Source organism: Paraburkholderia sp. CI3, assembly GCF_050436505.1.
Lineage (GTDB): Bacteria > Pseudomonadota > Gammaproteobacteria > Burkholderiales > Burkholderiaceae > Paraburkholderia > Paraburkholderia tuberum.
Genome location: NZ_JBNDMI010000004.1, coordinates 3,705,866 through 3,731,731, shown reverse-complemented (window position 1 = coordinate 3,731,731; position 25,866 = coordinate 3,705,866). Strand labels below are relative to the sequence as shown.

24 protein-coding genes are annotated in these 25,866 nt (G+C 64.5%); 6 read left to right on the top strand and 18 right to left on the bottom strand.

The genetic code is table 11. The annotated features are described in order from the left end of the window. Nucleotides 1–24: 24 nt before the first annotated feature. The 5 genes from OKW29_RS38620 to OKW29_RS38600 form a co-directional block, all read right to left on the bottom strand. Nucleotides 25–1,164, bottom strand: coding sequence for a polysaccharide biosynthesis/export family protein (locus tag OKW29_RS38620; protein ID WP_429294586.1), 1,140 nt, complete (start codon nucleotides 1,162–1,164; stop codon nucleotides 25–27). 40 nt (nucleotides 1,165–1,204) lie between these two features. After that, nucleotides 1,205–2,590, bottom strand: a complete 1,386-nt coding sequence (locus OKW29_RS38615) for an undecaprenyl-phosphate glucose phosphotransferase (protein WP_429294585.1) — start codon at nucleotides 2,588–2,590, stop codon at nucleotides 1,205–1,207. Nucleotides 2,591–2,645: 55 nt separating this feature from the next. Next, nucleotides 2,646–3,827: a sugar phosphate nucleotidyltransferase gene (locus OKW29_RS38610; RefSeq protein WP_429294584.1), complete on the bottom strand. Its 1,182-nt coding sequence runs from the start codon at nucleotides 3,825–3,827 to the stop codon at nucleotides 2,646–2,648. After that, complete coding sequence (locus tag OKW29_RS38605) at nucleotides 3,827–4,249, bottom strand: sugar phosphate nucleotidyltransferase (RefSeq protein ID WP_429294583.1); 423 nt, start codon at nucleotides 4,247–4,249, stop codon at nucleotides 3,827–3,829. The genes OKW29_RS38610 and OKW29_RS38605 overlap by 1 nt, the downstream gene beginning before the upstream one ends. 90 nt (nucleotides 4,250–4,339) lie before the next feature. Further along, entirely contained in the window at nucleotides 4,340–5,335 is a 996-nt protein-coding gene (locus OKW29_RS38600) for a helix-turn-helix domain-containing protein (protein WP_429295008.1), read from the bottom strand. Between the two features lie 875 nt (nucleotides 5,336–6,210). Between OKW29_RS38600 and OKW29_RS38595 the strand changes: the two genes are divergently transcribed. Further along, nucleotides 6,211–6,360, top strand: coding sequence for a hypothetical protein (locus OKW29_RS38595; RefSeq protein ID WP_176109418.1), 150 nt, complete (start codon nucleotides 6,211–6,213; stop codon nucleotides 6,358–6,360). Here the strand turns inward: OKW29_RS38595 and OKW29_RS38590 are convergent, their stop codons facing one another. The 8 genes from OKW29_RS38590 to OKW29_RS38555 form a co-directional block, all read right to left on the bottom strand. Further along, nucleotides 6,361–7,863, bottom strand: coding sequence for an MFS transporter (locus OKW29_RS38590; RefSeq protein WP_429294582.1), 1,503 nt, complete (start codon nucleotides 7,861–7,863; stop codon nucleotides 6,361–6,363). It abuts the gene before it with no gap. 61 nt (nucleotides 7,864–7,924) lie between these two features. After that, on the bottom strand, nucleotides 7,925–9,172 hold the full coding sequence (locus OKW29_RS38585; protein WP_429294581.1) for a CaiB/BaiF CoA transferase family protein: 1,248 nt from the start codon (nucleotides 9,170–9,172) through the stop codon (nucleotides 7,925–7,927). After that, on the bottom strand, nucleotides 9,169–10,185 hold the full coding sequence (locus OKW29_RS38580) for a hydroxymethylglutaryl-CoA lyase (protein WP_429294580.1): 1,017 nt from the start codon (nucleotides 10,183–10,185) through the stop codon (nucleotides 9,169–9,171). Before OKW29_RS38580 ends, OKW29_RS38585 begins: the two co-directional genes overlap by 4 nt. 245 nt (nucleotides 10,186–10,430) lie before the next feature. Further along, nucleotides 10,431–11,324 (bottom strand): LysR family transcriptional regulator, encoded by an 894-nt coding sequence (locus OKW29_RS38575; RefSeq protein ID WP_429294579.1) that lies wholly within the window; start codon nucleotides 11,322–11,324, stop codon nucleotides 10,431–10,433. A 194-nt stretch (nucleotides 11,325–11,518) separates the two neighbouring features. Further along, entirely contained in the window at nucleotides 11,519–12,022 is a 504-nt protein-coding gene (locus OKW29_RS38570; protein WP_429294578.1) for a lysozyme inhibitor LprI family protein, read from the bottom strand. Nucleotides 12,023–12,095: 73 nt separating this feature from the next. Beyond that, nucleotides 12,096–12,263, bottom strand: a complete 168-nt coding sequence (locus tag OKW29_RS38565) for a glycoside hydrolase family protein (protein WP_429294577.1) — start codon at nucleotides 12,261–12,263, stop codon at nucleotides 12,096–12,098. A 564-nt stretch (nucleotides 12,264–12,827) separates the two neighbouring features. Next, nucleotides 12,828–13,757: a 3D domain-containing protein gene (locus OKW29_RS38560; RefSeq protein WP_429294576.1), complete on the bottom strand. Its 930-nt coding sequence runs from the start codon at nucleotides 13,755–13,757 to the stop codon at nucleotides 12,828–12,830. Nucleotides 13,758–14,236: 479 nt separating this feature from the next. Beyond that, on the bottom strand, nucleotides 14,237–14,494 hold the full coding sequence (locus tag OKW29_RS38555; RefSeq protein WP_429294575.1) for a hypothetical protein: 258 nt from the start codon (nucleotides 14,492–14,494) through the stop codon (nucleotides 14,237–14,239). A 121-nt stretch (nucleotides 14,495–14,615) separates the two neighbouring features. Between OKW29_RS38555 and OKW29_RS38550 the strand changes: the two genes are divergently transcribed. Beyond that, a complete protein-coding gene (locus tag OKW29_RS38550; protein WP_429294574.1) occupies nucleotides 14,616–15,263 on the top strand; it encodes a LysE family translocator in 648 nt (215 codons plus the stop codon). A 246-nt stretch (nucleotides 15,264–15,509) separates the two neighbouring features. Next, nucleotides 15,510–16,298 carry a sulfite exporter TauE/SafE family protein gene (locus OKW29_RS38545; RefSeq protein WP_429294573.1) on the top strand — a complete coding sequence of 263 codons (789 nt, stop codon included), beginning with the start codon at nucleotides 15,510–15,512 and terminating at the stop codon, nucleotides 16,296–16,298. Between the two features lie 41 nt (nucleotides 16,299–16,339). Here the strand turns inward: OKW29_RS38545 and OKW29_RS38540 are convergent, their stop codons facing one another. Then, nucleotides 16,340–16,588, bottom strand: a complete 249-nt coding sequence (locus tag OKW29_RS38540) for a hypothetical protein (RefSeq protein ID WP_429294572.1) — start codon at nucleotides 16,586–16,588, stop codon at nucleotides 16,340–16,342. A 348-nt stretch (nucleotides 16,589–16,936) separates the two neighbouring features. Further along, nucleotides 16,937–17,281: a BON domain-containing protein gene (locus OKW29_RS38535; protein WP_184074227.1), complete on the bottom strand. Its 345-nt coding sequence runs from the start codon at nucleotides 17,279–17,281 to the stop codon at nucleotides 16,937–16,939. A 571-nt stretch (nucleotides 17,282–17,852) separates the two neighbouring features. Between OKW29_RS38535 and OKW29_RS38530 the strand changes: the two genes are divergently transcribed. The 3 genes from OKW29_RS38530 (at nucleotide 17,853) to OKW29_RS38520 (ending at nucleotide 21,225) form a co-directional block, all read left to right on the top strand. Then, entirely contained in the window at nucleotides 17,853–19,256 is a 1,404-nt protein-coding gene (locus OKW29_RS38530; RefSeq protein ID WP_429294571.1) for a TAXI family TRAP transporter solute-binding subunit, read from the top strand. A gap of 161 nt (nucleotides 19,257–19,417) precedes the next feature. After that, nucleotides 19,418–20,074, top strand: coding sequence for a 2-hydroxychromene-2-carboxylate isomerase (locus OKW29_RS38525; protein ID WP_429294570.1), 657 nt, complete (start codon nucleotides 19,418–19,420; stop codon nucleotides 20,072–20,074). A gap of 200 nt (nucleotides 20,075–20,274) precedes the next feature. Further along, nucleotides 20,275–21,225, top strand: coding sequence for a LysR family transcriptional regulator (locus OKW29_RS38520; RefSeq protein WP_429294569.1), 951 nt, complete (start codon nucleotides 20,275–20,277; stop codon nucleotides 21,223–21,225). Here the strand turns inward: OKW29_RS38520 and xdhC are convergent. The 3 genes from xdhC to xdhA are packed head-to-tail and all read right to left on the bottom strand — an operon-like array spanning nucleotide 21,222 to nucleotide 25,765. Then, entirely contained in the window at nucleotides 21,222–21,812 is a 591-nt protein-coding gene (gene xdhC / locus OKW29_RS38515; protein ID WP_429294568.1) for a xanthine dehydrogenase accessory protein XdhC, read from the bottom strand. The two genes, OKW29_RS38520 and xdhC, sit on opposite strands and share 4 nt — an antisense overlap. Before the next feature lie 31 nt (nucleotides 21,813–21,843). Continuing rightward, nucleotides 21,844–24,213: a xanthine dehydrogenase molybdopterin binding subunit gene (gene xdhB / locus OKW29_RS38510; RefSeq protein ID WP_429294567.1), complete on the bottom strand. Its 2,370-nt coding sequence runs from the start codon at nucleotides 24,211–24,213 to the stop codon at nucleotides 21,844–21,846. 34 nt (nucleotides 24,214–24,247) lie between these two features. Continuing rightward, complete coding sequence (xdhA, locus tag OKW29_RS38505; RefSeq protein WP_429294566.1) at nucleotides 24,248–25,765, bottom strand: xanthine dehydrogenase small subunit; 1,518 nt, start codon at nucleotides 25,763–25,765, stop codon at nucleotides 24,248–24,250. Nucleotides 25,766–25,866: the final 101 nt, after the last annotated feature.

Sequence of the window (25,866 nt, the reverse complement as noted above, 5' to 3'; positions counted from 1 at the left end):
TTCAGATATCGCGTCACGCATGCGTCACTTCGACACGACGACTCCCGTCACCGCCGCGTTGATCGCAGGCAACAGCAGGTTCAACACACGGTTGAAGCGAACCAGACCGCCCTGACCGACGTACACGATGTCCTTCGGCTGCAGCTCGAACTGGTTCGCAAGCAGCATCGCCACCGGCGAGGTCGCATCGAGGTGATAGATCTGCGGCGAGTCGCTGGTCGAATTGCGGATCACGAACAGCTGCTGCCCCGAGGCCGTATTCGAGTCGAAGCTGCCGCCGTCGGAGATCGCCTGCGACAGCGTCAGCGAGCCGTTGCGCAACGGCAGCACCGTGGCCGGCTTGTTGACTTCGCCCATCACGTAGACGCCGCTGTCTTCGCGCGCGTTCACGCGCACGGTATCGCCCGGCTGCAGATAGATATCCGACGGATTGCGGCCGTGCTTGATGAGGTCGTCGATGTTCAGCCTATAGGTCTTGCCGTCGCGGATCAGATCGACCCTGCTGCGATCCGCGCTCGCGTTGAAGCCGCCGCTCAGGCCGATCGCGTTCGTCAGCGACATCGGAATGTCGTTGATCGATTGCGTGCCCGGTGTGCGCACTTCGCCGTCGATATACACCGTCGCGTTACGGAACGACGCGACGCGCACCGTCACCTCGGGCTTCTGATAAACCTTGCTCAGCCGCGAATGCAGCTCGCGCTGGATCGTCGCGACGTCCTTGCCGGCGACGTGCAGGTTGCCCGCGTACGGAAACTGGATGTCGCCGTTCTCGTCGATCAGGAAGCCCGGACTTGCATCGGAAGGGCGCGAGGTCGTCGGCGGCTGTCCCAGCGCGGCCGCGAGTTCCGGGTGATCCCACACGACGATCTGCAGCACGTCGCCGGGGCCGACCCTGTACATGGCCGGCTTGCCGAACAGACCCGTCGTCGTCGGCGGCAACACCGCGGCAGTCTGGTCGGCATTCAGCTTCTTCAGCAGTTCCAGATTGATATCGGTGATCGGAATCTGCTTCTGCTGCGAGGCTTCGGTACTGAATTCGCCACCCGTGTCCTGAATCGCGGCCGGCGTGACCATCCGTTGTCCCGGTACGATCTGACATCCGGAAAGCAATGCTGCGCTTGCGAAAACCACAAGACTTCCTGTGCGAAAACCAAGTGAGCTCATGATCTTTACTCCTTCGCCCCGAGGCGTTGTTATCGACTTTCTAGTAAGCGTTTCGATGCACCAGTCCGGCGACAATCGTCGCGCCGATGATCCGCATGTCGAGTGCGAACGACCAGTGACCCAGGTAGTACAGGTCATGTTCGACGCGACGCTCCATCTTCTCGATGCGGTCGGTTTCGCCACGGAAGCCGTTGATTTGCGCCCAGCCCGTGATTCCCGGTTTGATCCGGTAGCGATTGATATAGCCCGCGACCACCTTCTGATAGAGGTCGTCGTGCTCGAGCGCATGGGGACGCGGTCCTACGACCGACATGTCGCCACGCAACACGTTGAAAAATTGCGGCAGCTCGTCGAGGCTCGTGCGGCGCAGAAACGCGCCCACTTTCGTCACGCGCTTGTCGTTGCGCGTCGCCTGGCTCAAAGTGCCCTTCGCTTCGGTATGCACGCGCATCGAGCGGAACTTGTAGATCGTGAACACTCGGCCGTCCGCGCCCTTGCGCTTCTGTTTGAACAGCACCGGTCCGCGCGAGGACAGCTTGACCGCGATCGCGATGCCAAGCAGCAGCGGCGCGAGGGCAACGATCGCGGCCGCGGCGAACAGCCGGTCGAAGACTTCCTTTTTCAGCATCGCGTTGGCCGACAGCGGCGAGGCGACCAGATTGATCGCCGGCACGCCGAGCAGATCGACCACGCCACTGCCTTCGAACAGCGCATGGCTGCGCACGTCCGGCATGAAGCGGATATTCACGAGGTCGTCGCGGAACTCGTCGATCAGCGCGCAGATCAGCGGCTCCTCGGACAGCGACAGCATCAGCCATAGCTCGTGCACGTCGTTGGTGCGGATGTAGTCGGCCAGCAGATCCACGCGATCGAACACCGGCACGCACGGATTCGTCACGCCGGAGTCGTCCGGGCGCGTGTTGTAGACGGCGGTCGCGCGAAAGCCCGCGGTCGGCGCCGACTCGATGCGGCGCAGGAGCGCATCGCACTGCGAACCGCTGCCGACCATCGCCACCTGATGCAGGTTCATACCCGCGCCGCGCGCCCGCGCGAGCACCGCGTGCGCGATCACCCGATTCGCGATCAGCAGGCCACCCGTCGTCGCGGTCCAGTACGAGAACCACAGCCGCGACACGATATCGATGCGATGCAGCGAGTACATCAGCACGAGCGCGCAGGCCTGCACGATCAGCCACGCGAGCGACACCTGACCGGCGAGCCCGAGCTTCGAGCGGCCGCGCCATGATTCGTAGACGCCGAACGCGGGGAAGATCGCGAGCGCGAACGCAGCCGAAAACATCACCAGCGCCCAGTAGAAACCCGACTGGCCGAGATAATCAAAGCGGATCCGCGACGCCACGGTCGCACCCGCCAATACCAGCGCGACATCGAAAATCCGCGCGAGCAGATCCTGAAACTTGCGCATTTTACTTACCTCGTTCTGCCGTTCCTGTACGCAAAAAGGGGCGTGCATGGGCTGCCTACGGGCAGCGGCCGTAGTTGTCGTCAAACCTCACGATGTCGTCTTCGCCGAGATAGGTACCCGACTGGATTTCGATGATTTCGAGCGGCACCCTGCCGGGGTTTTCGAGCCGGTGACGCGTGCCGAGCGGAATGTAGGTCGATTCGTTTTCGCTGAGCAGGAACTGCTCTTCGCCGCGCGTGACGAGCGCGGTGCCGCGCACGACCACCCAATGCTCAGCGCGATGATGATGGAGTTGCAGCGACAGCTTTGCGCCGGGCGTCACGACGATGCGCTTGACCTGGAAGCGCTCGCCGCGATCGATCGAGTCGTAGAAGCCCCACGGGCGCCGCACCTTGCGATGCGCGTCGGCCTCCGGCGCGTGCTGCGCCTTGATGCGCGACACGAGCCCCTTGACGTCCTGCACATGCGAGCGATCCACCACGAGCACCGCGTCCGCGGTCTCGACCACGACGACGTTCGCGGTGCCGACGCACGCGACGAGCCGCCCTTCCGAATGCGCATAGCAGGACACCGCGCCTTCGAACGCCACGCGGCCGCGCCCGGCGTTGCCGTTCGGGTCCTTCTCCATCGCGGCCCATACCGCGTCCCATGAGCCGAGGTCGGACCAGCCGGCTTCGAGCGGGATCACGACGCCGGGCGGAATGACCGCGGCTCGACTTTGAGCTTGCATATCGTTCTGTGCCGCGCCTTGCGCTTCGACGTTGCTCGCGCTGTCGTCTTGCGCCGGCACCGGTTCGGTCAAACGCTCCATCACCGCGTAGTCGATCGAATCGGCGGGCACGTCGAGGAACGCGTCGTGCGATGGCCGGAATACGTCGCCGTCCTGCTTGCCGCTCGCGAACGCGGTTGCGCACGGCGCATGCATGTCGGGCCGCAGCGCCGCGAGCGTGTCGAGCCACACGCGCGCGCGCACGATGAAGATGCCGCTATTCCACCAGTAGGTGCCGGCCGCCAGGTATTGCCTCGCGATTTCCTCGGCGGGCTTCTCGACGAAACCGTCGATCGCGTGGCCGCCAGCGGCCAATGCCGCGCCGATCCGGATATAGCCGAAGCCGGTGTCGGGACGCGTCGGCGGCACACCGAGCGTCGCAATCGCGCCCTCGCTCGCGTGGTGCGCCGCGCACGCTAGCGCGCGCTGCAGGGCAGGCAGATCCGCGATCGCGTGGTCGGCCGGCATCACGATCTCAGGATCGCGTCGTCGCCGGCCGCGCACGCGAGCGATGCTGCGAGCGTCAGCGCGGGCGCCGTGTCGCGGCGCGCGGGCTCGACGATCAGACGCGCGTCGACGCCGTTTTCATGCAACTGTTCGGCGATCACGAAGCGATGCTCCTCGCCGCACACGACGATCGGCGAAGCGTCGACGCTCCAGCCCGCCGGGAAGCTCTCGAGGCGCCGCGCGGTCGCCTGCAGCAGCGAGTCGGAGCCGACCACGTCGATCAGCTGCTTCGGAAAGTTTTCGCGCGACACCGGCCAAAGCCGCGTGCCCGAGCCGCCCGCGAGAATGACCGGGACGATGTGCGCGCAGCGCGCGCCAGCAACCCCGGCGCTTGCGCCGTTCGGCTCGACGGATCGGGCGCTCACACCTGCCTGCGTCAACATATCGGGAATCCTTTTCGATCTGCAAGGTACGGCGAACAACGGACCGGTCCCCGCCTGTCACGCGCGGTTACCGGGCTGGCTCCGTCGGTGCTACTCGCCTGCCATACGGCGGCTTTGCATCCTGAACTCGGTCGGCGAAATCCTCATCCGCTTGCGAAACACTTTCGCGAGCCGGTCGCCGTTGCCCATCCCGGTGCGCCGGGCGATCTTGTCGACCGGCAATTCCGATTCGGTCAACAGGCTGCACGTCACCGCGAGGCGCTCGTGCAACAGGAAACTCGACGGCGTGATACCCATTTCCATCTTGAAGCGGCGCAGAAAGTTGCGCTCGCTCATCGCCGCGAACTGCGCGGCATCCGCAATCGAAATCGCCTGCTGGCAGTTTTCCTGCAGCCAGCGCGCCGCCGCGCGAACCTTGGCGCCGGGACTCATGCCGCCGTCCTCGCCGAGCAGCGGCGCGAGGTTCGTGCACGAGTCGGACAGCAGCCGCTCGGCAGCCGAGCGCGCGGTCGCGTTGCCCAGATCGCGCTTGATCATCGCGAGCGCGCTGCGCATAGATTCCAGCCGGTCGCTAAGGTCGACGACGCCCTGCTCCGCCGAGCCCGCGCCATTTCTGGCCAAGGCCGACTGGCGCGGGTCGCTCTCTTCCTTGTCCTCGGGCAGGGCCGCCGCGTCGAGCACCGCGCGCCCTTCGGCGATCGGCCGGATCATCGCGGTGTTGCGACGCACGCGCCGCAGCCATCCGAGCAGACGCTCATCGCGCGCCGCCGCCGCCGCGCCCTTGCCGCCCGCCACATAGAGCGCGTCGAAGCCGCCGTAATGGCGCGCGTCGAGTCCGTCGGTCCAGACGCGCAAACCCGACGACGAAGTCACCATGCCGCCGCCGGCGGACAAGAACGATACGTCGTACAGCCACGCGCCCGAACCGGAGGTGGCGAGTTCGTTGGCAGCCTGGAACACCTCGGCGATCACGCCCGCCCCTTGCAGCGAGCAGTCGTTGAACAACAGAATCGCGACACGACGCACGCCCTTGTTCGGAGCATGCACCCAGCGCAGCATTGCAGACTCCAGACTCGCGCAGGTCATAGTCATCCTCTCGACAGAAAACGATCTACTACACCTTTTACGATCACGCACAATGCGAACTCCGCGCAGTGCATCATAGCGACGGCCTCCGGCGCTCTGCCGTCATGTCCGAAAGTGCAGACATATTGGCACTATGAATACGTGATCGGCCAGTGCAATTCGGCACAATACCGAAACGACCGTCCTTTCACTGGATTAATCGTCTAACCGCATATGGTTGAATATGCACTCGCAAATCTTAATGCAATTTAAAAAATGAATGCGTACGCCAGCGCACACTGCGCGGCTACTCGAAAAACGGCGTGTCTCCGCCTTATGTACCCGCCGAGGCGTATTTTAAAAGAGATTTTTTGCCGAGATGGGCTATTGATGAGTGGAACAACCCCGCCCCTACCAAGCGGGCCCGGCTCCATCGACAACTTCCTCTGACGATCCGCGCAAGCGCCGCGCAACCGACCCTTGCGCCGTCCAATGCAAGCACTCAACGCGCCAGAACAGATTATTTAATCTATTTTTATTGATGGCGCGAATATTAACGTGGCGATTAACGTTTCAAACCTGAAACACGGATATCGGACAACTTTAGCGCCCCCGCAATAGGTGGGCCAATGGCGGAATAAGTCGGGTGCGAGCGGGTGCATTTCCGCCAACCGATTGCGGAAATGGACTACGAGGTTTCCGCAAGGGGGGTCGAGGACAGCGAACGAAGTCCGCCATCCCTATGCAACGACTGTGACACCCGGGCAAAACGCGCCGCGTAATGGCACGACGCGACGATAGTTCGGCGTCGCCTGACAGGTTTACGGCGGGCAAGCGCACATAGAAGTGGTTCTGAACGGGTTACGATGCCCCGACAAACGCGCTGGACCGCACACATGAACGGCATTTCATGGATCACGCTGATACTTGCCACGATGATCGGCGGGTTCCTGTTCGCAATGATCGGCGTGGTGCTGCTCGCGCTGCTGCTCGGCAACGTATCGGACCGGCTGTCGAGCAACGACGAGACTCGCCAGGACTCCTAGCTACTTCGAAAGATCCTCGAGCGCGACATCGCGCGTCTTCGGTCCCAGCGTACCGATCGCGACCATGACGATCGCCATTGCCCCCGAGATGAACACGAACACACCGTTCACGCCGAAGCGACCGAGGCAGGCGGCGATCACGAACGCCGAGAACATCGCCGAAATCCGGCTCCACGAGTAGACGAAGCCGACCGCGCGCGCGCGGATGCCGGTCGGAAACAGTTCGGCCTGGTACGCGTGATAGCTGTATGAAATGATGTTGCCCGCGAGCACGAGGCACACGCCGAGACTCACGAGCAGCACCGTCTCGCGCGCCTGGCTGAACGCGAGTCCGCACACGACGTTGACCGCCGCCATGCAGACGATGACGGTCTTGCGCTCCAAGCGATCGGCGATCAGCAGCCCCAGCAAGGGCCCGAGCGGCGCCGCGATCGCGATGATGCTCGCGTACATCAGACTCGTCGTCACCGTGATGCCCTGCTTCATCAGCAGCGTCGGAATCCAGTTCGCGAAGCCGTAGTAGCCCATCGTCTGGAACACGTGAAAGATGATCAGCATCAGCGTGCGCCTGCGATACGGCGGCACCAGCAGATCACGAAACGCCGCCCGCGCGCGCACCGGTTCGGGCAGCGCCGGCTCGGGCAACGGCAGGCCGCATTGGCGCCGATACTCGCGCGCGACGCGTGCTTCGAGACGCGTCATCACCGCGTCGGCTTCGTCGAGGCGGCCTTTTTGCGCGAGCCAGCGCGGGCTCTCCGGCAAGCCGCGGCGAATCCACCACACCACGATCGCGCCAATCGCGCCGATCAGCACGACCACACGCCAGCCGTCGAGACCGAACAGGCGTTGCGGCACCAGCAGATACGACAGGAACGCGACGATCGGCACCGCGCAGAAGCCGACCGCCTGCGAGCACGCCGAAGCGCGCCCGCGAATGTGCTTCGGCACGAGTTCGGAAATATACGTGCCGATCGTGACGATCTCGACGCCGATGCCGATCCCCGCGATAAAGCGCCAGCAGTTCAATCCGAGCGCCGTGTGCTGGAACGCCATCACGACGTTGGCCGCCGTATACCACAGCAGCGACCAGGTGAAGATCGCGCGCCGGCCGAAGCGGTCGGCGAGAAAGCCGCACGCCGCCGTGCCGATGAACAGGCCCGCGAACAGCGCGGCGATGAAACTCGCGACGCCGCTCGTGCCGAACAGGCCGCGCGTCGTGGCCGTCAGCAGGCCGCTGTGCACGAGTCCCGGCGCGATATAGCCGGAGTACATCAGGTCGTAGAGTTCGAAGAACATGCCGAAGCTCAGCAGCATCACGAGCTGCCAGATCGCGCGGGTCGCGGGTAGCCGGTCGAGCCGCGCGGAAATGCGCGCGCCGTCGAGCGCGATCGCGCCGGCGCGGTCCGAGCCTGCTGCATCTGCGCCCGCGTCCGTGGGTGAGCCGTCGAGCGCGCCGGCATCGCCGAGCGCCGTTGAGTACATCGCCTGATTCGACGATTTCATCGTCTGTCTCCAGAATTATTGGTCTATTGCCTGCTGCAGCGGGTCAAGCGCGGCACGACGCTCACGCAGCCGCGCGCGGCGCCCGCGATTGCACGCCACCGCCGAGCTCCGCGATCCGCGCGTCGTCGAACCCGAGTTCGCGCAGCACCTCGACGGTGTGCTCGCCGATCTTCGCGATCGGCCGACGCGGCCCGAGACGCGCACCGTCGAGCGAAATCGGCAGCAACGGCATCGCGGTTTCGCTGCCGTCGTCGAGCGTCAGCGGCACCAGGCCGCCGCTCGCGTTCAGGTGCGGATCGTCGAACAACTCCTCGGGCTTCGTGATCGACGCGAACGGAATGTGATTGCGCTCGAACAGCGGCACGAGCGTCGCGCCGTCGAAACGGCTCAGGCTTTCGCCGAGCGTCTGCAGCAGCCAGCCGCGCGCGAGCACGCGGTCGTTGTTGGTCGCGAGGCGCGCATCGCCGAGCAGATCGTCGCGTTCGAGAATCGCGCACAGCGCGCGCCACTGCGCGTCGCCGGTCGCGGCGATGAACATCTGCTCGCCGTGCGCGAGCGTAAACACGTCGTAGACGGCCCAGGCGCTGATGCGCTCGGGCATCGGCGCTGCCGCCACGCCGGTCGCCGCGAACTGCTGCATGTGCTGCGCCGAGAGCAGCACGCAGTTCTCGAACAGCGCGCTCTGCACCTCCTTGCCGCGGCCGCTCGCGTGCCGCTCGTGCAGCGCCGCCAGCACGCCGATCGCGCCGAACATGCCGCCCATGATGTCGTTGACCGAGCTGCCCGCGCGTAGCGGACGGCCCACCGGACCGGTCATGTACGCGAGGCCCGCCATCATCTGCACGACTTCGTCGAGCGCCAGACGATGTTCGTACGGACCATTGAGAAAGCCCTTGTGGGACACGTAAATCAGCCTGGGATTGCGCTCGCGCAGCGTCGCGTAATCGAGGCCGAGACCCGCCATGCGGCCGGGCTTGAAGTTTTCGACGAAGACGTCGGCGCTATCGACGAGTTGCTTCAGCGCGGCGAGACCGGCTTCACTGTCGAGATCGAGCGCGACGCTCTTCTTGTTGCGATTGAAGGTGCGGAAAAAGCCCGCGCCGGTGCCGAGCAGCCGGCGCGTGCTGTCGCCGCGCGGCGGCTCGACCTTGATCACTTCGGCGCCGAGGTCGCCGAGAATCATGCCGCAGGTCGGACCCATCACCATATGCGACAACTCGATCACGCGGATGCCCGCGAGCGGCAAGGTACCCGGCTGCGGCGAGGACGTCGACGATGAAGCTGAAGTAGCGGAGGAAAGCGGAGTCATTGCGGCACCTGCGGAACGGAAGAATGGGGACAACGCAAAGATTCGGCGTAGCTGGCGGAGTCGCGCGCGACCGCTTGCGCATGCGCGAACTGTTTCGGTAGTCCCGCTCGCGCGAGATAGCCGTACAGCGGCTCGCCCGGCAGCGCTTGCGCCAGCACCGCGCGCGATGCGAGTAGCCGCGCGATGTCGATACCGGTGTCGTAGCCCATGCTGTGGAGCATGAACACGAGGTCTTCGGTATTGACGTTGCCGGTTGCGCCCGGCGCATGCGGACAGCCGCCGAGACCAGCCAGCGACGCATCGAACTCGCGGATCCCGTGCTGCAGCGCGACCAGCGTGTTGGCGAGCCCGAGGCCGCGCGTGTCGTGGAAATGCAGCGAGCGCAGCCTGTCGCCCGCGACGTCGCGCACCAGCTCGATGACCTCGCCGACCTGACGCGGCGTCGCTTCGCCGGTCGTATCGCCGAGCGCGATCACGTCGGCGCCGGCCTGCACCGCGGCGCGCGCGATCGCGGCGATATCCGCGTACGGCACGACGCCCTGCAGCGTGCAGCCGAACACCGTCGACAAACCGGCGATCAACTCGACGCGGCGCCCACCTGCCGGGGACGCGCCATCGATCAGCTCGCGCATCGCGGCGAACGCGTCGATCATCTCGGCGGGCGTCTTGCGCACGTTCGCGACGCTATGCGCGGCGCTCACCGAAATCGGCGCGACGATGCGCTCTACGCCAGCCTCGAGCGCGTGCTGCGCGCCCTTCAGGTTCGGCACGAGCGCGCTCACGCTGAGATCGTCGTAGCTACGGGCGTGGGCGACTACGTCGGCGGCGTCCGCCATTTGCGGCAGCAGCTTCGCCGGCACGAACGACGCGACTTCCATGTGGCGCACGCCGGCCGCGTAGGCGGCGTCGATCCAGCGCCGCTTGTCGTCGGTGGACATGATGCGGGCAATGCTTTGCAGACCGTCGCGCAGACCGACCTCGGTCACGACGACGCGCTCGCGGGTTTCATTCATTGGTTGGAATCCTGGTCGTGGACGCGGGCTTCAGAGGCCCGTTGGATGGAAGTGATGCGCTGACTGGGTCACAGCGTGCCCGCGTGACGACGCGCGGCAAAGTCTGCTTTGACGAAGCACACCATCGCCGCTCGCGATGGCCGCTCAGGCCGATGGCGCGGGCTTTGGCGCTCGCCTGGGTGAAATGCCTAGGGGTTTGTCTGGGGAGGTGGCGAAGGCGTGGGTGACGAGGCGTGTCGCCCGTCTTATCTGGCGCTCAGCAGATGCTCGAGCAATCGCGCGGCCGCCAGCGTCAACGCCGCGCGATCCCGCATACAGATCACGAAGCGCCGCGCGGCCCAAGCCTCGCGCAACGGCACGGCGACGATGCCGTACTCGTCGGCCGCATGGCGCGGCAGCGCCTCGCGCGGCAGGATCGCGACCGCGAGACCCGCCTGGATGAAGCGATAGGCGGCGTCGAACGTCGATACATAGGTGCGGTAATTCAACTCGCTGCCCTTCTCCAGCGCGATGCGCTGCATCAGCGCATTGACCGACGCATTCGATGCGAGCCCCAGATGATCGAACCCGAGCGTCTGCTCGAAGCCGATCTGCGTCTCGCCCGCGAGCGGATGCGCGCGCGGCACGATCAGCGCGAGATGGTCGGCGCGATACGGCAGCGTGTCGAGACTGCCGAGCGGCACCGTGTCGCGGCAGATGCCCAGATCGGCGACGCCCTCTTCGAGCCCGCGCACGATGTCCGCGCTGACGCGCTCCTCGACGTCGACGCGAATCGCCGGATTCGCCTGCAGAAACGCCGACAACGCCTCGGGCAAAAACTCCACCATCGACGACACGTTGGCGAGCACGCGCACATGCCCACGCGCGCCGGCCGCGTACTCGCTGAGCTCGGCCTGCAGGCGTTCGTGGCCGCGCATGATGAACCGCGCGTGGCGCAACAGCGCTTCGCCGGCGGCGGTGGCGCGCACGCCGCGCTGGCTGCGCGACAGCAACGCGACGTCGACGAGCGCTTCGAGATCGGCGAGCCGCTTGCTGACCGCCGACGGCGCGATGAACTCACGCTCGGCCGCGCGCGCGATCGTGCCTTCCTCGCACACGGCGATGAACAAGCGCAGCGTCACCTGATCGATTTGCCACATCGGCGCAGCGGATTTGTGGGTTGGGGGTGGGGGGAATTATGGTTGATCGTGGAAGGCCGTGGAGGATTTCTGTCGCTTGCGGTGCGGCTCGAACCACGGCTTGCCGTGCAAAGCAGCGCAGAAACAAGCACGTTGACGCTCGAATGGAAAGCCCGCAAAGCGGGGCGACTTGTTTGAGGCGCGGTTGCCTTCCGTTAGTCTTCCGTGCTCTTCAGATCGCTTATCCGCCCTTTCGTTATGCGCGCCATGCAATCCCAAAACGTCATATAACGCACCGACGCTTCGCCTAATGAATAGGTCTCAGCGTAACACTGGTTGTCGCGATACTCGACCCATGCCCTTTGTCCTTTCTCAAAGTAAGGCAATGCGACAGGATTGTTATCGACCTTCAAATCAACATCGCCTTTCCTCAACTCAGTTTCCAACGATTTAATCGTGGAATTCAATTCTGCGTAAATTTGTTCGAAATTCCTGTGGCTGCACGCAGCAATATCGGCGGTTGCCGCGTGCTCACCGGTCTTGCAAAGACGGTCAATTTCTTCGCGCAATTTTCCAGAAAAATAAACCGATGATGGCGCTGCTTTTTTGTAGTCGAACTGCACCGAGTAAATTGTTTTGCTCAGCGCAGTTGAATCAAGAAAAATAAACATCGAAACCATGATAAGCCGCACAGCAAGCATTCTAGTGGGACGCATCATATACACCTTCAGAGAACACTCCAGCCTCCGTTTCCCGGCGTTGACGCAAGCTCGAGGAACAGCGAAATCTTTTTTATGTAATTCGGAATATTTTGGTAGTCACCTGATTTTCGCGATGCGTCAATTCGTCCGCAGCATGGTCTGCTACAGCATTAAAAAAAACACTCACCAATGCATCGTACACGTACTGAAACAACGGTACGTGCACTTTTGCATTGATGGCGCGTTCTGTTCGCCTCAACTCCTTTCAAAAACTCTCTGGCGTGTTGACTGATACTGTCTGCCAAAGTTGCAGATTGTCTTCCGGCAAGACAAGATGGAAGGTCCCACAAAGCGGGCCAACGATTGCGGTCATAAGATGCGCAAGCTATTGTGTTTGGGCTGGCTCGACTTCAATAGAGTCCAGCGTTTCCGTAATCGAAGTGGTTCCGCGTAGATCGCTACCGGTTATTTGCCGACGGTGGCGATCAAAAAACTCCGTTTTAGTATCAATTACAAGAGTAACAGGAGTGTCGCCACGCGGACTGTGCCAGATAGCCTGGAATCTGTATGGTCCCATTCGCGCGCCGCCCATATGGGGCATTGTCGGACTATTTATTCGGATCCCCCATCCCGTATCCGTAACCGAAAACGATTGCAGTATAAATTCCTTAAATTGGGGGCGATCCTTCAGCATCGGCACGATGTAATCGTTGAAGCTAATCGACCCGTCAGCGTAGACAGTCGGAACAAGCAACGTACAAAACAACCCGGCGCTGAGTCTATGTGCTAAGCGTTGTTTACTCATAACTCTATTCCTCGACGGTCATCCAATATACTTAACTTTGCGCTGCGTATTGTTTACCGCCCCATGCTCCCAAGCGGACTGGACAACGGCGCCCGCACCGACGAAATTGTCGATGTGATGGCCGGTAATCGCGCTGCCAGTATCATCGGCGAAGCGTCTGCCGACGATCTCTATTTCGACTTGAGCGTGCTTCGGTATGACGTTAGGATCGACCGCTATCGAACGATTCTCCGTAACCGGTCCGAATGCGCCTTGCACTGAATCCGTGTAAGCGAAGGCTACGCCATCCGGGTTGTTGAGATAGTCGCGATTGCCGTGACTATTTCTATGCCAACCTGAATTCACCTGTATTGGTCGAATATAGCGCCCGTTAGATGCTTTACCGGTTCCCTGCATGACAACGCCTCGCGCGCCATAGAGAAAATCGCGCTTGTGTTGATCGTTGGTTCCGCGAGCAATCACAACTTCACCTGTAAAATCCTGTTCGAAGCAAACGTGATACCCCGTAATAAGAAACGTGCTCTCGTACCATGCGTCCTTGAACCTCAAACGCAGCGGGACCGAGGTTATATCTTCGTCAGCTACGGTGAGTGTCAAATCCCCGGGTTCGCGCGATTCGAGAATAACCGTCGCGCAACCGTCTAAATCGGTCGGACCTGAAATCTGTATTGTGTCGCTCGGACGGTTGCTCCTGATCGATAGGGTACGCCCGAAAACCGAATCTCCTCGACGACTTTTCACTGCGGCCTGGATAGCCAGATGGTACAGAATCTTGCCACGCAACACACGTGATGACGAGGGAATGACAGGCAACTTGTCGCCGTAACTATTGGCTGGAATATTCCACGACAACAGGTTCGCTGCAATCCGAACTTCAACGCATGAGTTCGGGTTCGTGTTTGTACACGCGGTGTCGTGAACCGTTAGCCAATCCGGACTTTCCGGCATTCCTATTTCTCCAATTGAAGTTTGAGGCTTGCTGTTCCGCGAGTAACTACGCGCACAGTGTGTCCGCTCCGGCTTGTGGTTCCCGTTATCACCCGTTTACCGTCAACGACAATTCTGTAACGCACGTTGGCGAGGGGTTGGCCATCGCTTTTTTTGAGCACGTAATACTCGTCGTGAGTGCGAATTTTCGACGTGAGCGCTGAGGCTGCCGTGCGACCGCGGCAATCGCACGCCCATGCATAACCCAGGGCGTCGGCCATTTCGTAACCGGTCGAATACGACCGAAGCCTATCCTGCGGAAACCATTCGCCAGTTTCGACGTTCATCGCCATTGCAGACGGCATTGGCGGGAAGTTTGAGTATATTGAATAGGTGACACGACAAACCTGGCACTCTTCCTCGCCCACGGCACCTGCCTGTTTCTGTTGTCCCATTTGACCTCTTTTGATTTTCCAGAAAACACCCGGCGAATTAAGCATCTAAACGGGGCCACGGTCAATGATTTTAATTTGAGACAAAACTTCATTGACAGATATTAACGATTGCTCTGGCCATCTCATTTTTAGGCGAATTTTTCCCGATATCACGGCCAAACAAAAAAGCGGCATTGAGCCGCAATGCCGTTCAGTTGAGCAACTGAGCGGCATTTTTGTTTTTCTGACAAAAAAGCCGTTGTAAGCGAGCGCGGCGATGTTAGCTTTCATCGCCATGCTGGCCGATGCGCTGAAGCGAGCCATCGCGCGTCGAGTCTCACCCATCCCCGCCCTTGCCTGCGATTTCCGGTCTGGCTATGCTGGCGGGTGCGCCGGCTGCCCGCAGGCGACCGCCCCAACCAGAACAACGCTCGAGAACCTGCCCATGTCCACCACCAGTCTGTTTTTCACGGCCGCCGGCGTCGGCCTCGCGATCGCCGCGCCGGTCGGCCCGATGGGCATGCTGTGCATCCGCCGAACGCTGAGCGGCGGTCCGCGCGCGGGACTCGCGATCGGCTTCGGCATCGCCAGCGGCGACGCGGCCTACGGGCTGATCGCGGCGCTCGGCCTCGTCGGCATTTCGCAGTTCATGCTCGCGTACGACCGCCCGCTGCATCTGCTCGCGGGCCTGTTCCTGCTGTATCTCGGCGTGCGCGCGCTGCTGCAGAAGCCGCCCGCTCAAACCGCCGACGGCAATGGCAACGGCAACGGCAAGCTCGCGCAGATCGGCCGCGCCGGCGCGCTGCGTGCGTACGCGAGCGCGCTGCTGTTGACGCTGACCAATCCGCAAACCGTCATCATGTTCGCGGCGCTATTCACGACGCTCGCGCCACGCGGCGCGTTCTCGCCGGCCATCGCGCTGACGACGGTCGGCGGTGTGTTCGCCGGCTCGATCGCGTGGTGGTGCTGTCTGGTGACCATGGTGTCGCTCGCGCGTCATGCGATCGGCAGCAGGCTACGCGTCGCGATCGATCGCGTGGTCGGCTTCACGCTCGCGGCGTTCGGCGTCGTCGAAATCCGCCGCGCGCTCTGAGCGGCACCTCACACGCCATGCGGCACATCAGCGCCGTACACGCCGAACGCAGCCCGCTGCCAGCCGCGACGCGCTCCCCCTGAACAAGTGCCGCACGCCGGCGCGGCAGTTTTGCGACAATAGTGCCTTTCGCCGCTGAGGCGCCGGCCGACGCGGCCGTGCAGCGCACCGCACCCACCCGCCCCGGCGCGTACGCCGGCCTTGCCGCCCCAACCCTTCACCCGCGCTGCGTCAGCTGTCCGTTCAATGGCTCTACCCCACATCGATCTGCTGTACTCCGTCTCCGGCCTGTTCGTCGGCTTTCTGGTCGGGCTGACGGGCGTCGGCGGCGGCTCGCTGATGACGCCGATCCTCGTCCTGCTGTTCAAGGTGCACCCTGCCACCGCGGTCGGCACCGACCTGCTGTACGCGGCCGCCACCAAGGCGACCGGCACGCTGGTGCACGGGCTGAAGGGCTCGGTCGACTGGCAGGTCACGCTGCGCCTCGCGGCCGGCAGCGTGCCCGCGGCGACCGTCACGCTGATCCTGCTGCATCGCTATGGAATGGATACGCCTGGCGCGGGCCGGCTGATCCAGGTCGTGCTCGGCGCGGCGCTGCTGATTACCGCGATCGCGCTGGTGTTCCGTCCGCAGCTCGCGGCGCTCGGCGCGCGCAGGCAACGCGCGCCGAGCCAGGCACGCACGCTCGCGCTGACCATGCTGACCGGCGCGACCCTCGGCGTGCTGGTGTCGTTGACGTCGGTGGGCGCGGGTGCGATTGGCGTGACGGTGTTGATGCTGCTGTATCCGATGCTGCCGACGACGCGCATCGTCGGCTCCGACATCGCGCACGCGGTGCCGCTGACCTTGCTCGCGGGCGCCGGACATTGGCTGCTCGGCTCGATCGACTGGTCGATGCTGCTGTCGCTGCTGGTGGGATCGCTGCCCGGCATCGCGATCGGCAGCTATCTGGCCTCGCGCGCGCCGGACGCGCTGCTGCGCAATCTGCTCGCCGCGACGCTGACGCTGGTCGGCGTGCGGCTGGTGTTGTCGTGAGGCGCTGAAGACGCGTCAAGCGCGCACACCGCAACCCGTGTCTATTTGAAAAACCGGCAGGTCAGATCCGCCTCGAACTGCCTGACCCACTGACCGTGGCGGTCGTAATACGACTGTGACCAGCTGCCGCGCCGCACGGTGACGACCCGCTCGTGCGCCGGCTCACCGGGTGCCGCGCTCGCGCTGATGTCGAAATGCGCGGGCGCGAAACCGTGTCGCGCGCACACCAGTTCGAATGCCGCGCGATCGCCGATCGGCAGATCGATATAGCGAAACAGCATGGTTTCCATGACCTTGGCTCCCCCTTCCCTCCTGGTCACAGTACGCCTCGCGATGCGTCGGTAATGTGTCGCAGCGCACGAATCCGCGACGGCCGCGCCTCCATCAGGACCTGTGCGTGCGGCAAGCCGCATTGCTGCGGTCCCGCAAACCTCGCGAGTGCCACGCCATAAAACCGGCGGCGAAAAAAAAGCTCCGGCGATCATGCCGGAGCCTCCAGGTTGATAGATAGACCTCGCGACGCGATGCAAGCGCGGCGTCAAACCGTCTACGCGACGCCGGTGACGGCGCCCATGCACCAAGCCGCTGCGCACCACCGCGCGACGCGGGCCTTGCGGCGCCGCGCGCACGCGTACCGCTTACTGCTGCACCACTTTGAGCTTGTTCGACACTGACGTTACGCCGTCGACACCCTTGGCGGCTTCGCCGGCCGCATCGATCTGTCCCTCGGTCGGCACCGAGCCGGTCAGCGTCACTGCGCCGCCGCGTGCGCGCACGGCGATGTGCGACACGTCGAGACCCTGGGTCTTCGTCAGCGCGTGGCGCACCTTACGGCCAAGTTCGTGATTCGCTGCCTTGCCGGCCTTGACGGCGGCTGCCGCCGACGCCGTATCGGTTGCCGGAGCGTTTTGGGCGTAGACGTTGCACGCCACCACCATCGCCACAACCGGACCCAGTGCTTTCAGAAAACCGACCGTCTTCATAGCTCTCTTCTCCTTGGTTTCACATTGGACCGCATGAACAAGCGGCATCGTTACGACTACGGGCGGCCGTCATCGCGCGAACGCGCGCGTGAGCGACGGCCATCAACGGCTGTGACACGATGTGCAAGAGGCGAGAGAGGCTGATTACCGGTAACCGGCAATCGGCAAACCGCGAAGTCCGCCGACGCACCCGGTTCTTGTCCGTCTTGCCGGGGTCGCGCCGCAAACGCTGGATCGCGGTAGCGATGCACAATTTAATCTAGCCGGCACAGAAGCGCAAAGGATTTAGCGCGCGGCGTGGCGCGCCGACAGCGGGTGCGTCATGCGTGCCGGATAGAAGCAGACACGCTCCGTGGTCGCGCAAGAATTTGCACGGGCATCATGCCAGCGCTCATGCCGGCATCCACCGCGGTGCTCACCATTTGTTACGCGTTTGTCGGCGTGACGGGCGGCTACGCGTTTCGCGGCCGCGCCAATCTCAGGTACCATCGGCGCGACGCGTGCTGGCGCGCGCCGCCCAAGCCGCCTTCGCGCATTCGAGCCCGATCGACCGCCGCTTTCAGATGATCCGATGAAGCCTGACACCGGCCGCACCCGCCCTACCCATCTCGTCGCCCGTTTTGTCGCCATCTCGTGGCGCGACCTGGCGGTCTCGTTCGGCCCGCTCGTGCTGCTCGTGATCGTCGCAATCTGGGCCGCCGTGCGGCTGATCCAACCCGCCCCGCCGAATACGCTGACGATTAGCGCCGGTCCCGTCGGCAGCACCTTCTGGATCGCCGCGCAGAAGTACAAGACGATCCTTGCGCGCAATCGCATCACGCTGAACGTGCTGGCCTCGCAGGGCTCGCAGGAAAATCTGAAGCGGCTGTTGGACCCGAACGCGGACGTCGACGTCGGCTTCGTGCAGAGCGGCATCGCGCCCGCCGGGCTCGACAAGGACAAAAGCCTGATGTCGCTCGGCAGCGTCGCTTACGTGCCGCTCGCGATCTTCTACCGCGGCGCCCCCGTCGACTGGCTGTCCGGGTTCAAGGGCGAACGCCTCGCGATCGGCCCCGAGGGCAGCGGCACGCGCGAGCTCGCGCTCGCGCTGCTGAAGGCCAACGGCATCGTGCCGGGCGGTCCGACCCAATTGCTGCCGCTAACGGGCGACGCCGCCGCCGACGCGCTGATCGACGGCACGATCGACGCGACCTTCCTCGCGGGCGACTCGGCGCAGCCGGCCGTGATGGGCAAGCTCTACCGCACGCAGAACGTGCGCTTCTACGATTTTTCGCAGGCCGACGCGTACACGCGCCGCTTTCCGTACCTGACGCAGCTGAAGGTGCCGATGGGCGCCTTCGACCTCGGCAAGAACCTGCCGGCGAACTCGATCAGCATCGTCGCGCCGACCGCCGAGCTGATCGCGCGCGATTCGCTGCATCCGGCGCTGTCCGATCTGCTGATCGAAGCCGCGCGCGAGGTGCATGGCGGCGCGACGACGATGCAGCGCGCCGGCGAATTCCCCGCCCCGCTCGCGCACGACTTCCCGCTTTCCGACGACGCCGCGCGCTACTACAAGTCGGGCAAGAGCTTCCTGTACCGAACGCTGCCGTTCTGGATCGCGAGTCTCGCGGACCGCCTGCTGGTGATCATCGTGCCGCTGATCGTGCTGCTGGTGCCGGCGCTGCGCGTCGTGCCCGGGTTGTACGCGTGGCGCGTCAAATCGCGCATCTATCGCTGGTACGGCGCGCTGATCGCGATCGAGCGCAGCGCGCTCGGCGAACATTCGTCGGCCGAACGCGCGTCGCTGATCGAGCGGCTCGACGCGATCGAAGACTCGGTCAACGGCATGAAGATGCCGCTCGCGTACGCGGACCAGTTCTACGTGCTGCGCGAGCACATCGGCTTCGTGCGGCGGCGGCTCACGGAAAGCCGCGACACGCAGGGCGGGCTGGACGAGGCCGACGAGCAGGCGGCCGAAAAAGTCAAAGGCTGAGCGCCCCTGGCGACACCGCCGGAACCTACGCCCATCTCCCGCCACCAGGGGATATCGACCGGTGCAAGCCGGGACCGCACCGCGTAAGATCGCTACAATTTTGATCAGATAACGGACGCACCCTCCGCGTCGTCCGACACCAGGCAATCCGGGAGAAATTTATGACCGTTGGCATCGACGCCCAACAGCGGCAGTGGTTTTACGATTTCGTCTCGCCGTTCACCTACTTGCTGCTCGAGCAATACGACAAATGGCCCGGCTTCGACTTCGCGTTCACGCCGGTCGTGCTGAACGATCTGTATTGCCACTGGGGCCAGCGCTCCGCGTACAGCGTGCCCGCCAAGCGCACCTTCATGTACCGGCACGCGCTGTTTCGCGCGGAGCAGCTCGGCATTCCGTACAAAATGCCGCCCGCCCATCCGTTCGATTCGATGAAGCCGCTGCTGCTCGCGACCGCCGCGAACGGCGACGTGCAATTCGTGCGCGAGATTTTCCGCTTCATCTGGCGCGAGGGGCGCGATCCGTCGAGCGACGAAGCGTTCGCCGAGCTGTGCGAGCGCGTCGGCAAGCCGGACGGCCCGGAACTGATCCAGGACGAAGCCGTGAAGGCGCAATTGCAGCGCAATACCGCCGATGCGGTCGAACTCGGCGTCTATGGCGTGCCGACGTTTCGTCTGAACGATCAGCTGTTCTGGGGCGAGGACGCGCTGCCGATGGTGCTGTACTGCGCGCGCACGCCGAACTGGCTCGAATCGCGCGAGGTGAAGCGGATCAGTTCGCTGCCGTGGGGGCTGCCGGACGAACCAACACCGGCATAACACGGCGGCCGCTGCGGGCCGCGCCCTGGTTGCGGCTTCGGCCCGAACGAATCGATGCCGGCAGGCGTCGCGCTGATACCGGCCATACCGTGCCCGCTATGCCGCCGAAGCGCAAACGGGCCTAAGGTTAAGCTTTCGCACCCCACGCGCGCGCCGCGCGGCGAGTTCATCGGCAGCGCCCGCGCCGCCACGCTTCGATCATGGACGACACCGCCGCCTCACTCGATATCTGGCTCGTGCGCGTGCTGCGCACGCTGCTCGTCGAGCGCAGCGTCACGCAGACCGCGTTGCGGCTGAACCAGACCCAGCCCGCGATCAGCACCGCGCTGCGCAAGCTGCGCGAAACGCTCGGCGATCCGATTCTGGTGCGCGGCAAGTCGGGCATGGTGCCGACCGAATACGGCGAGTCGCTGCTCGCGGCCGCGCAGCGCGTGTTGCGCGATGTCGATTTCGTCGCGACGCCGCATGGCGATTTCGACCCGGGCCGCTCGCGCCGCACTTTTCGCGTCGCCGCGCCCGACTATCTGAACGACTTCTTCATGCCGACCGTGATCGCGCGGTTTCGCGAAGCGGCGCCGCATGCGCGGCTCGAAATCGAATCGCTGGGGCCGCTGCTCGATCATTCGGCCGCGCTCGACGCCGGCGAACTCGATCTGGTGATCGGCAACTGGCCGAAGCCCGATCCGCGCTTCGAGCGCGGCGACCTGTTCGCCGATACCGTCGTGTGCATGATGCGCGCGGACCATCCGCTGACACACGAGCCGCTCACCCGCGAAGCCTATCTGGCCGCGCCGCATCTCGCGCCGACACCCTACAGCGGCGCGCGCGGCGGCGCGATCGATACCGGCTTCGCGCGGGCGAAGGCGAGCCGGCGCATCGTCGCGACGCTGCCCTACTTCGGGCTCGTCGCGCAGACGCTTCTGCAATCGGATCTGATCTTCACGACGACGCGGCGTTTCGCGATGCACTACGCGAGCATGTTGCCGCTCGCGGTCGTCGACGTGCCGATCGCGTTTCCGCGCATCCGCTGCTATCAGTTGTGGCATCCGCAGCCGGATCGGCCGAGCGATATCGGCTGGCTGAGGACGTTGATGTCCGAGGTGTCGGGTGAGCTGGTCGCGCGCAAGCCCCCGTTGCGCCGTATGGCCTAAACCGTGATCTGCTCCGTTGCGCGGACGTGGTTCGCGGCCTGCCCCAAAGCATGAACCGTCGCGGCCTGCCGTGTCCTCAATCGCAGCAGTTGCGCGCACACCGCAATCGCGATCGCGGCGGGCGCCTTGTCGACGATCCCCTCGACGCCGATCGGGCAGGTCATCTGCGCGAGCCGCTCCAACTCCACGCCTCGTTCGAGCAGTCGCCGCTCGAACTTCACGCGCTTCGTGTTCGAGCCGATCATGCCGAAGTAGCTGAAATCACGCCGTCGCATGATGCGCGAGGCCAGCGAAAAATCGAGCGCATGGTTGTGCGTCATCACCAGAAACCACGCGCCGGGCGGCGCCGCGTCGACGATCGCCTCGGGCGTGTCGGTCGCTTCGACCTGCACGTTGGGCGGCGTTTCGTCGGGGAACAGCTCGTCGCGTTCGTCGACCCACTGGACCACGCACGGCAGGCTGCCAAGCAGATGCGCGAGCGCATGGCCGACGTGTCCCGCGCCGAACAGCACGATATGCATCGGCGCCGGCCGCGGCGCAAGCTCGGACCCGGTCCCGCCCGGACAATAATTCAGGCGTGCTTCCATATTGCGCTCCCAACTCGTTTGCCAGTCGCCATCACGCCTGCCGCGCGGCCGCCGTCGCGGCCCGCACCGCGCCGACCGCTTTCAGGATTTCCTCGCTGGTCGCGGGCGCATTGAGCGGCGGATTGACCTGATGGCCGCCGACCGCCGACACCGCGTCGCGCACCGCGAAAAACACCGAGAACGGCAGCAGCAGCGGCGGCTCGCCGGTCGCTTTCGAACGATGGATGCTGTCCTCCGCGTTACGGTTCCTGAACAGCCTGACATTAAAAACCGGCGGCACGTCGTTGACGGTCGGGATCTTGTACGTCGAAGGCGCGTGCGTCATCAGCTTGCCGTCCGCGTCCCACCACAGCTCCTCGGTGGTGAGCCAGCCCATGCCCTGAATGAACGCGCCTTCCACCTGGCCGACGTCGAGCGCCGGATTCAGCGAGGCGCCGACGTCGTGCAGCGCATCGGCGCGCAGCACGCGCATTTCGCCGGTCAGCGTGTCGATCACGACTTCCGATACCGCCGCGCCATACGAGTAGTAGTAGAACGGCCGTCCTTGCAGCTTCGACTGATCCCAGTAGAGCTTCGGTGTCGCGTAGAAGCCGTCGGACCACAACTGGATGCGCGCGAGATAAGCCTTCGCGACCACTTCCTCGAACCGCACGGCGACCTCGCCGACTATCACGCGATCATGCGCGAAGCGCACGTCCCGCGGGTTCACGCTGCCCGCGCCGAAGCGCTCGGCCGCGAACGCGGCGAGCCGCTCGCGCAACTGGCGCGCGGCGTCCTGCGCGGCTTTGCCGTTCAGGTCGGACCCGGTCGACGCGGCCGTGGCAGACGTATTGGCGACCTTGCTGGTATCGGTCGCGGTCACCCGAATCCGGTTGAAACCGACGCCGAGTTCATGCGCGACGACCTGCGCGACCTTCGTGTTCAGCCCCTGGCCCATTTCGGTGCCGCCGTGGTTCACGAGCACCGAGCCGTCGGTGTAGATATGCACGAGCGCGCCGGCCTGGTTGAAGTGCGTGACGTTGAACGCGATGCCGAACTTGACCGGCGTGAGTGCCAGGCCCTTCTTCAGGATCTCGCTGTTGGCGTTGAATGCGTCGATCTCCTTGCGGCGCGCGCGATAGTCGCTGGTCGCTTCGAGCTCGTCGATCAGCTCGTGAATCACGTTGTCTTCGACCACCTGGCCGTACGGCGTCTGGTTGCGCTCGGTCTTGCCGTAGAGATTGCGGCGGCGCACGTCGAGCGCATCGATGCCGCACGAGCGCGCGACGTTGTCGAGGATGTACTCGATCGCGAACGCGCCCTGCGGGCCGCCGAAGCCGCGAAACGCCGTGTTCGACTGCGTGTTGGTCTTGCCGCAGAAGCCGTCGATCGAGACGTCCGACAGCCAGTACGCGTTGTCGAAGTGGCACAGCGCGCGCGTCATCACCGGGCCCGACAGGTCGGCGGAAAAGCCGCAGCGCGAGGTCATGTCGACCGCGACGCCTTCGATCACGCCCTCTGCGTCGTAGCCGACTTCGTACGTGTAGTGGAAATCGTGGCGCTTGCCGGTCACCATCATGTCGTCGTCGCGATCCGGGCGCAGCTTGACCGGGCACAGCAGCTTCCACGCGGCGAGCGCGGCGCAGCACGCGAACAGCGCCGACTGCGATTCCTTGCCGCCGAAACCGCCACCCATGCGCCGGCATTCGATCAATACGTTATGCGATGCAACGCCCAAGGTGTGCGCGACGAGGTGCTGCATTTCGGTCGGATGCTGGGTCGAGCAGTAGACGTGCATGCCGTCGTCGTCCTTCGGCACCGCGTACGAGATCTGCCCTTCCAGATAGAACTGCTCCTGGCCGCCGAGCCACATCTCACCGGCCTCGCGATGCGCGGCACGCGCGATCTTCGTGCCGGCGTCGCCGCGCGCGAGCTTCATCGGCGGCAGCACGAACTGGTTCGCGGCGCGCGCCTGCTGCGCGCTCAGCACCGCCGGCAGTTCCTCGTAGACCACCTCGGCGCGCCGTGCGCCGAGACGCGCCACCTCGTGCGACGTCGCGACCACGATCAGCATCGGCTGGCCGACGTATTGCACGACGCCGTCGGCGAGGATCGGATCGTCGCCATGAACGATCGGGCCGACGTCGTTGACGCCGGGGATGTCGTCGGCGGTGAAGACCGCGACGACGCCGGGCGTCGCGCGCACCTTGTCGAGCGCGATCGAGACGATCTTCGCGTGCGCCTTCGACGACAGCCCCAGCGCCGCGTGCAGCGTGCCGGCCAGCTCGGGAATGTCGTCGGTGTAGGTCGCGCGGCCGCTTACGTGCAGATGCGCGGACTCGTGCGGACGCGACACGTGCACCTGGGTGAAGTCGTCGAGTTCCTGAACCTCTTTCAGGAACGGTTCGGCTTGCTGGTTCATGGTTGTGTTCTCCGTATCCTTGAACGCGCGGCGCTCAGGCGCTCGCGCCGGCCGGCGCGACCGCGCGCACGTCGAGCGCGCTCTTCGGCAGCGGCTGCCGCGCGCGCGTTTCGAGCCAGAAGCGGTACAGCGTGTTCTTCGCCGCTTCGAGGCGGTAGTCGCTGCTCGCGCGCATGTCGGTGAGCGGCGCGTAGTCAGTGCCGAGCGCGAGCATCGCGGCCTGCGCGGTCGCCTCGTGCCATTCGGCGTCGCGCAGCACGGCTTCGGCCTGGAGCGCGCGCTTCGGCGTCGCGGCCATGCCGCCGAACGCGATGCGCGGGTCGCGGATCGCGTCGCCGTCGGCGATGAACGAGAACGCCGCGCAGACGGCCGAGATATCCGAATCGAAGCGCTTCGACAGCTTGTAGGTACGAAAGCGCAGGTTCGCGCGCGCACCGCCGCGCGCGGGCACCTTCAGGCCGACGACGAACTCGTGCCCGGCCATGTCCTTCTTCTGATACGCGAGGTACAGGTCTTCGAGCGGCATCTCGCGCTCGACGTCGCCGCCTCGCACGATCACGCGCGCGCCGAGCGCGATCAGCCCCGGCATCGAATCGCCGATCGGCGAGCCGTTCGCGATGTTGCCGCCGAGCGTGCCGGCGTTGCGGATCGGCAGCGACGCGAAGCGCTGCCACATTTCGGTCAGCTCCGGGTACTGCTTCGCGATCTCGGCATACGCTTTTTCGACGCTGACGCCGGCGCCGATCTCGATCCAGTCGTCATTGGTTCCGAGCTTTTGCAGCTCGGCGATCTGTCCGACGTAGACGAGGTCGCCGAGCTCGCGCATCTGCTTGGTGACCCACAGGCCGATGTCGGTGCTGCCCGCGAGCAGGCGCGCGGCCGGTTCCTGCTGTTTGATCCGCGCGAGCGCCGCGACCGTGCGCGGCGCGGCGAAGCGCTGGCCCGCGTGCTCGTACTGAAACGTGTCGCGGCGTTCGAGCGTCGCGAGCGTGTCGGCGAGCGCCTTTACGTCGACTGGCGCTCGCGGCGCGGGCGCGTCGAACATGCGCTCGGCCGCGTCGACGATCGGCCGGTAGCCGGTGCAGCGGCACAGGTTGCCGGTCAGCGCATTGCCGATCGCCTCGCGCGACGGCACCGTGCGGTTCGCGCAGCCATGCTCGTAGCCGTGCTTCTCATAGAGCGCCCACATCGACATGATGAAGCCCGGCGTGCAGAAGCCGCACTGCGAGCCGTGGCAGTCGACCATCGCCTGCTGCACCGGATGCAGCGAGCCGTCCGGCTGGCGCAGGTCTTCGACCGTGAAGAGCGCGCGGCCGTCGAGGGTCGGCACGAACTGGATGCAGGCGTTGACCGCCTTGAACTCGACGCCGCCCGCCGGATTGCGCTCACCGATCACGACGGTGCAGGCGCCGCAGTCGCCTTCGGCGCAGCCCTCCTTGGTGCCGGTGCAATGCGCGTCCTCGCGCAGATACTGCAGCACCGTGCGGGTGACGGGCGCGTCCTCGATTTCGCGGATCGCGTTGCGGTGATAGAAACGAATCGGCTCGGTCATGTCTCGGTGCTCTCGTCTGTTCCGTGTTCGCGCGGACACGCCGCGTCGATGGTTTGAAAGCTATCACCGTCAATAAACCTAACCCATAGCCTGAATCGCAT

Coding starts and splice junctions, on each gene's coding strand:
- OKW29_RS38525 (WP_429294570.1), top strand. CDS start 19,418: ATGACCGTTGGCATCGACGCCCAACAGCGGCAGTGGTTTTACGATTTC.
- OKW29_RS38540 (WP_429294572.1), bottom strand. CDS start 16,588: ATGGAAACCATGCTGTTTCGCTATATCGATCTGCCGATCGGCGATCGC.
- xdhA (WP_429294566.1), bottom strand. CDS start 25,765: ATGACCGAGCCGATTCGTTTCTATCACCGCAACGCGATCCGCGAAATC.
- OKW29_RS38555 (WP_429294575.1), bottom strand. CDS start 14,494: ATGGCTCGCTTCAGCGCATCGGCCAGCATGGCGATGAAAGCTAACATC.
- OKW29_RS38600 (WP_429295008.1), bottom strand. CDS start 5,335: ATGACCTGCGCGAGTCTGGAGTCTGCAATGCTGCGCTGGGTGCATGCT.
- xdhC (WP_429294568.1), bottom strand. CDS start 21,812: ATGGAAGCACGCCTGAATTATTGTCCGGGCGGGACCGGGTCCGAGCTT.
- OKW29_RS38535 (WP_184074227.1), bottom strand. CDS start 17,281: ATGAAGACGGTCGGTTTTCTGAAAGCACTGGGTCCGGTTGTGGCGATG.
- OKW29_RS38605 (WP_429294583.1), bottom strand. CDS start 4,249: ATGTTGACGCAGGCAGGTGTGAGCGCCCGATCCGTCGAGCCGAACGGC.
- OKW29_RS38620 (WP_429294586.1), bottom strand. CDS start 1,164: ATGAGCTCACTTGGTTTTCGCACAGGAAGTCTTGTGGTTTTCGCAAGC.
- OKW29_RS38610 (WP_429294584.1), bottom strand. CDS start 3,827: ATGCCGGCCGACCACGCGATCGCGGATCTGCCTGCCCTGCAGCGCGCG.
- OKW29_RS38545 (WP_429294573.1), top strand. CDS start 15,510: ATGGCTCTACCCCACATCGATCTGCTGTACTCCGTCTCCGGCCTGTTC.
- OKW29_RS38560 (WP_429294576.1), bottom strand. CDS start 13,757: ATGCCGGAAAGTCCGGATTGGCTAACGGTTCACGACACCGCGTGTACA.
- xdhB (WP_429294567.1), bottom strand. CDS start 24,213: ATGAACCAGCAAGCCGAACCGTTCCTGAAAGAGGTTCAGGAACTCGAC.
- OKW29_RS38570 (WP_429294578.1), bottom strand. CDS start 12,022: ATGATGCGTCCCACTAGAATGCTTGCTGTGCGGCTTATCATGGTTTCG.
- OKW29_RS38520 (WP_429294569.1), top strand. CDS start 20,275: ATGGACGACACCGCCGCCTCACTCGATATCTGGCTCGTGCGCGTGCTG.
- OKW29_RS38575 (WP_429294579.1), bottom strand. CDS start 11,324: ATGTGGCAAATCGATCAGGTGACGCTGCGCTTGTTCATCGCCGTGTGC.
- OKW29_RS38615 (WP_429294585.1), bottom strand. CDS start 2,590: ATGCGCAAGTTTCAGGATCTGCTCGCGCGGATTTTCGATGTCGCGCTG.
- OKW29_RS38585 (WP_429294581.1), bottom strand. CDS start 9,172: ATGACTCCGCTTTCCTCCGCTACTTCAGCTTCATCGTCGACGTCCTCG.
- OKW29_RS38550 (WP_429294574.1), top strand. CDS start 14,616: ATGTCCACCACCAGTCTGTTTTTCACGGCCGCCGGCGTCGGCCTCGCG.
- OKW29_RS38595 (WP_176109418.1), top strand. CDS start 6,211: ATGAACGGCATTTCATGGATCACGCTGATACTTGCCACGATGATCGGC.
- OKW29_RS38580 (WP_429294580.1), bottom strand. CDS start 10,185: ATGAATGAAACCCGCGAGCGCGTCGTCGTGACCGAGGTCGGTCTGCGC.
- OKW29_RS38530 (WP_429294571.1), top strand. CDS start 17,853: ATGAAGCCTGACACCGGCCGCACCCGCCCTACCCATCTCGTCGCCCGT.
- OKW29_RS38590 (WP_429294582.1), bottom strand. CDS start 7,863: ATGAAATCGTCGAATCAGGCGATGTACTCAACGGCGCTCGGCGATGCC.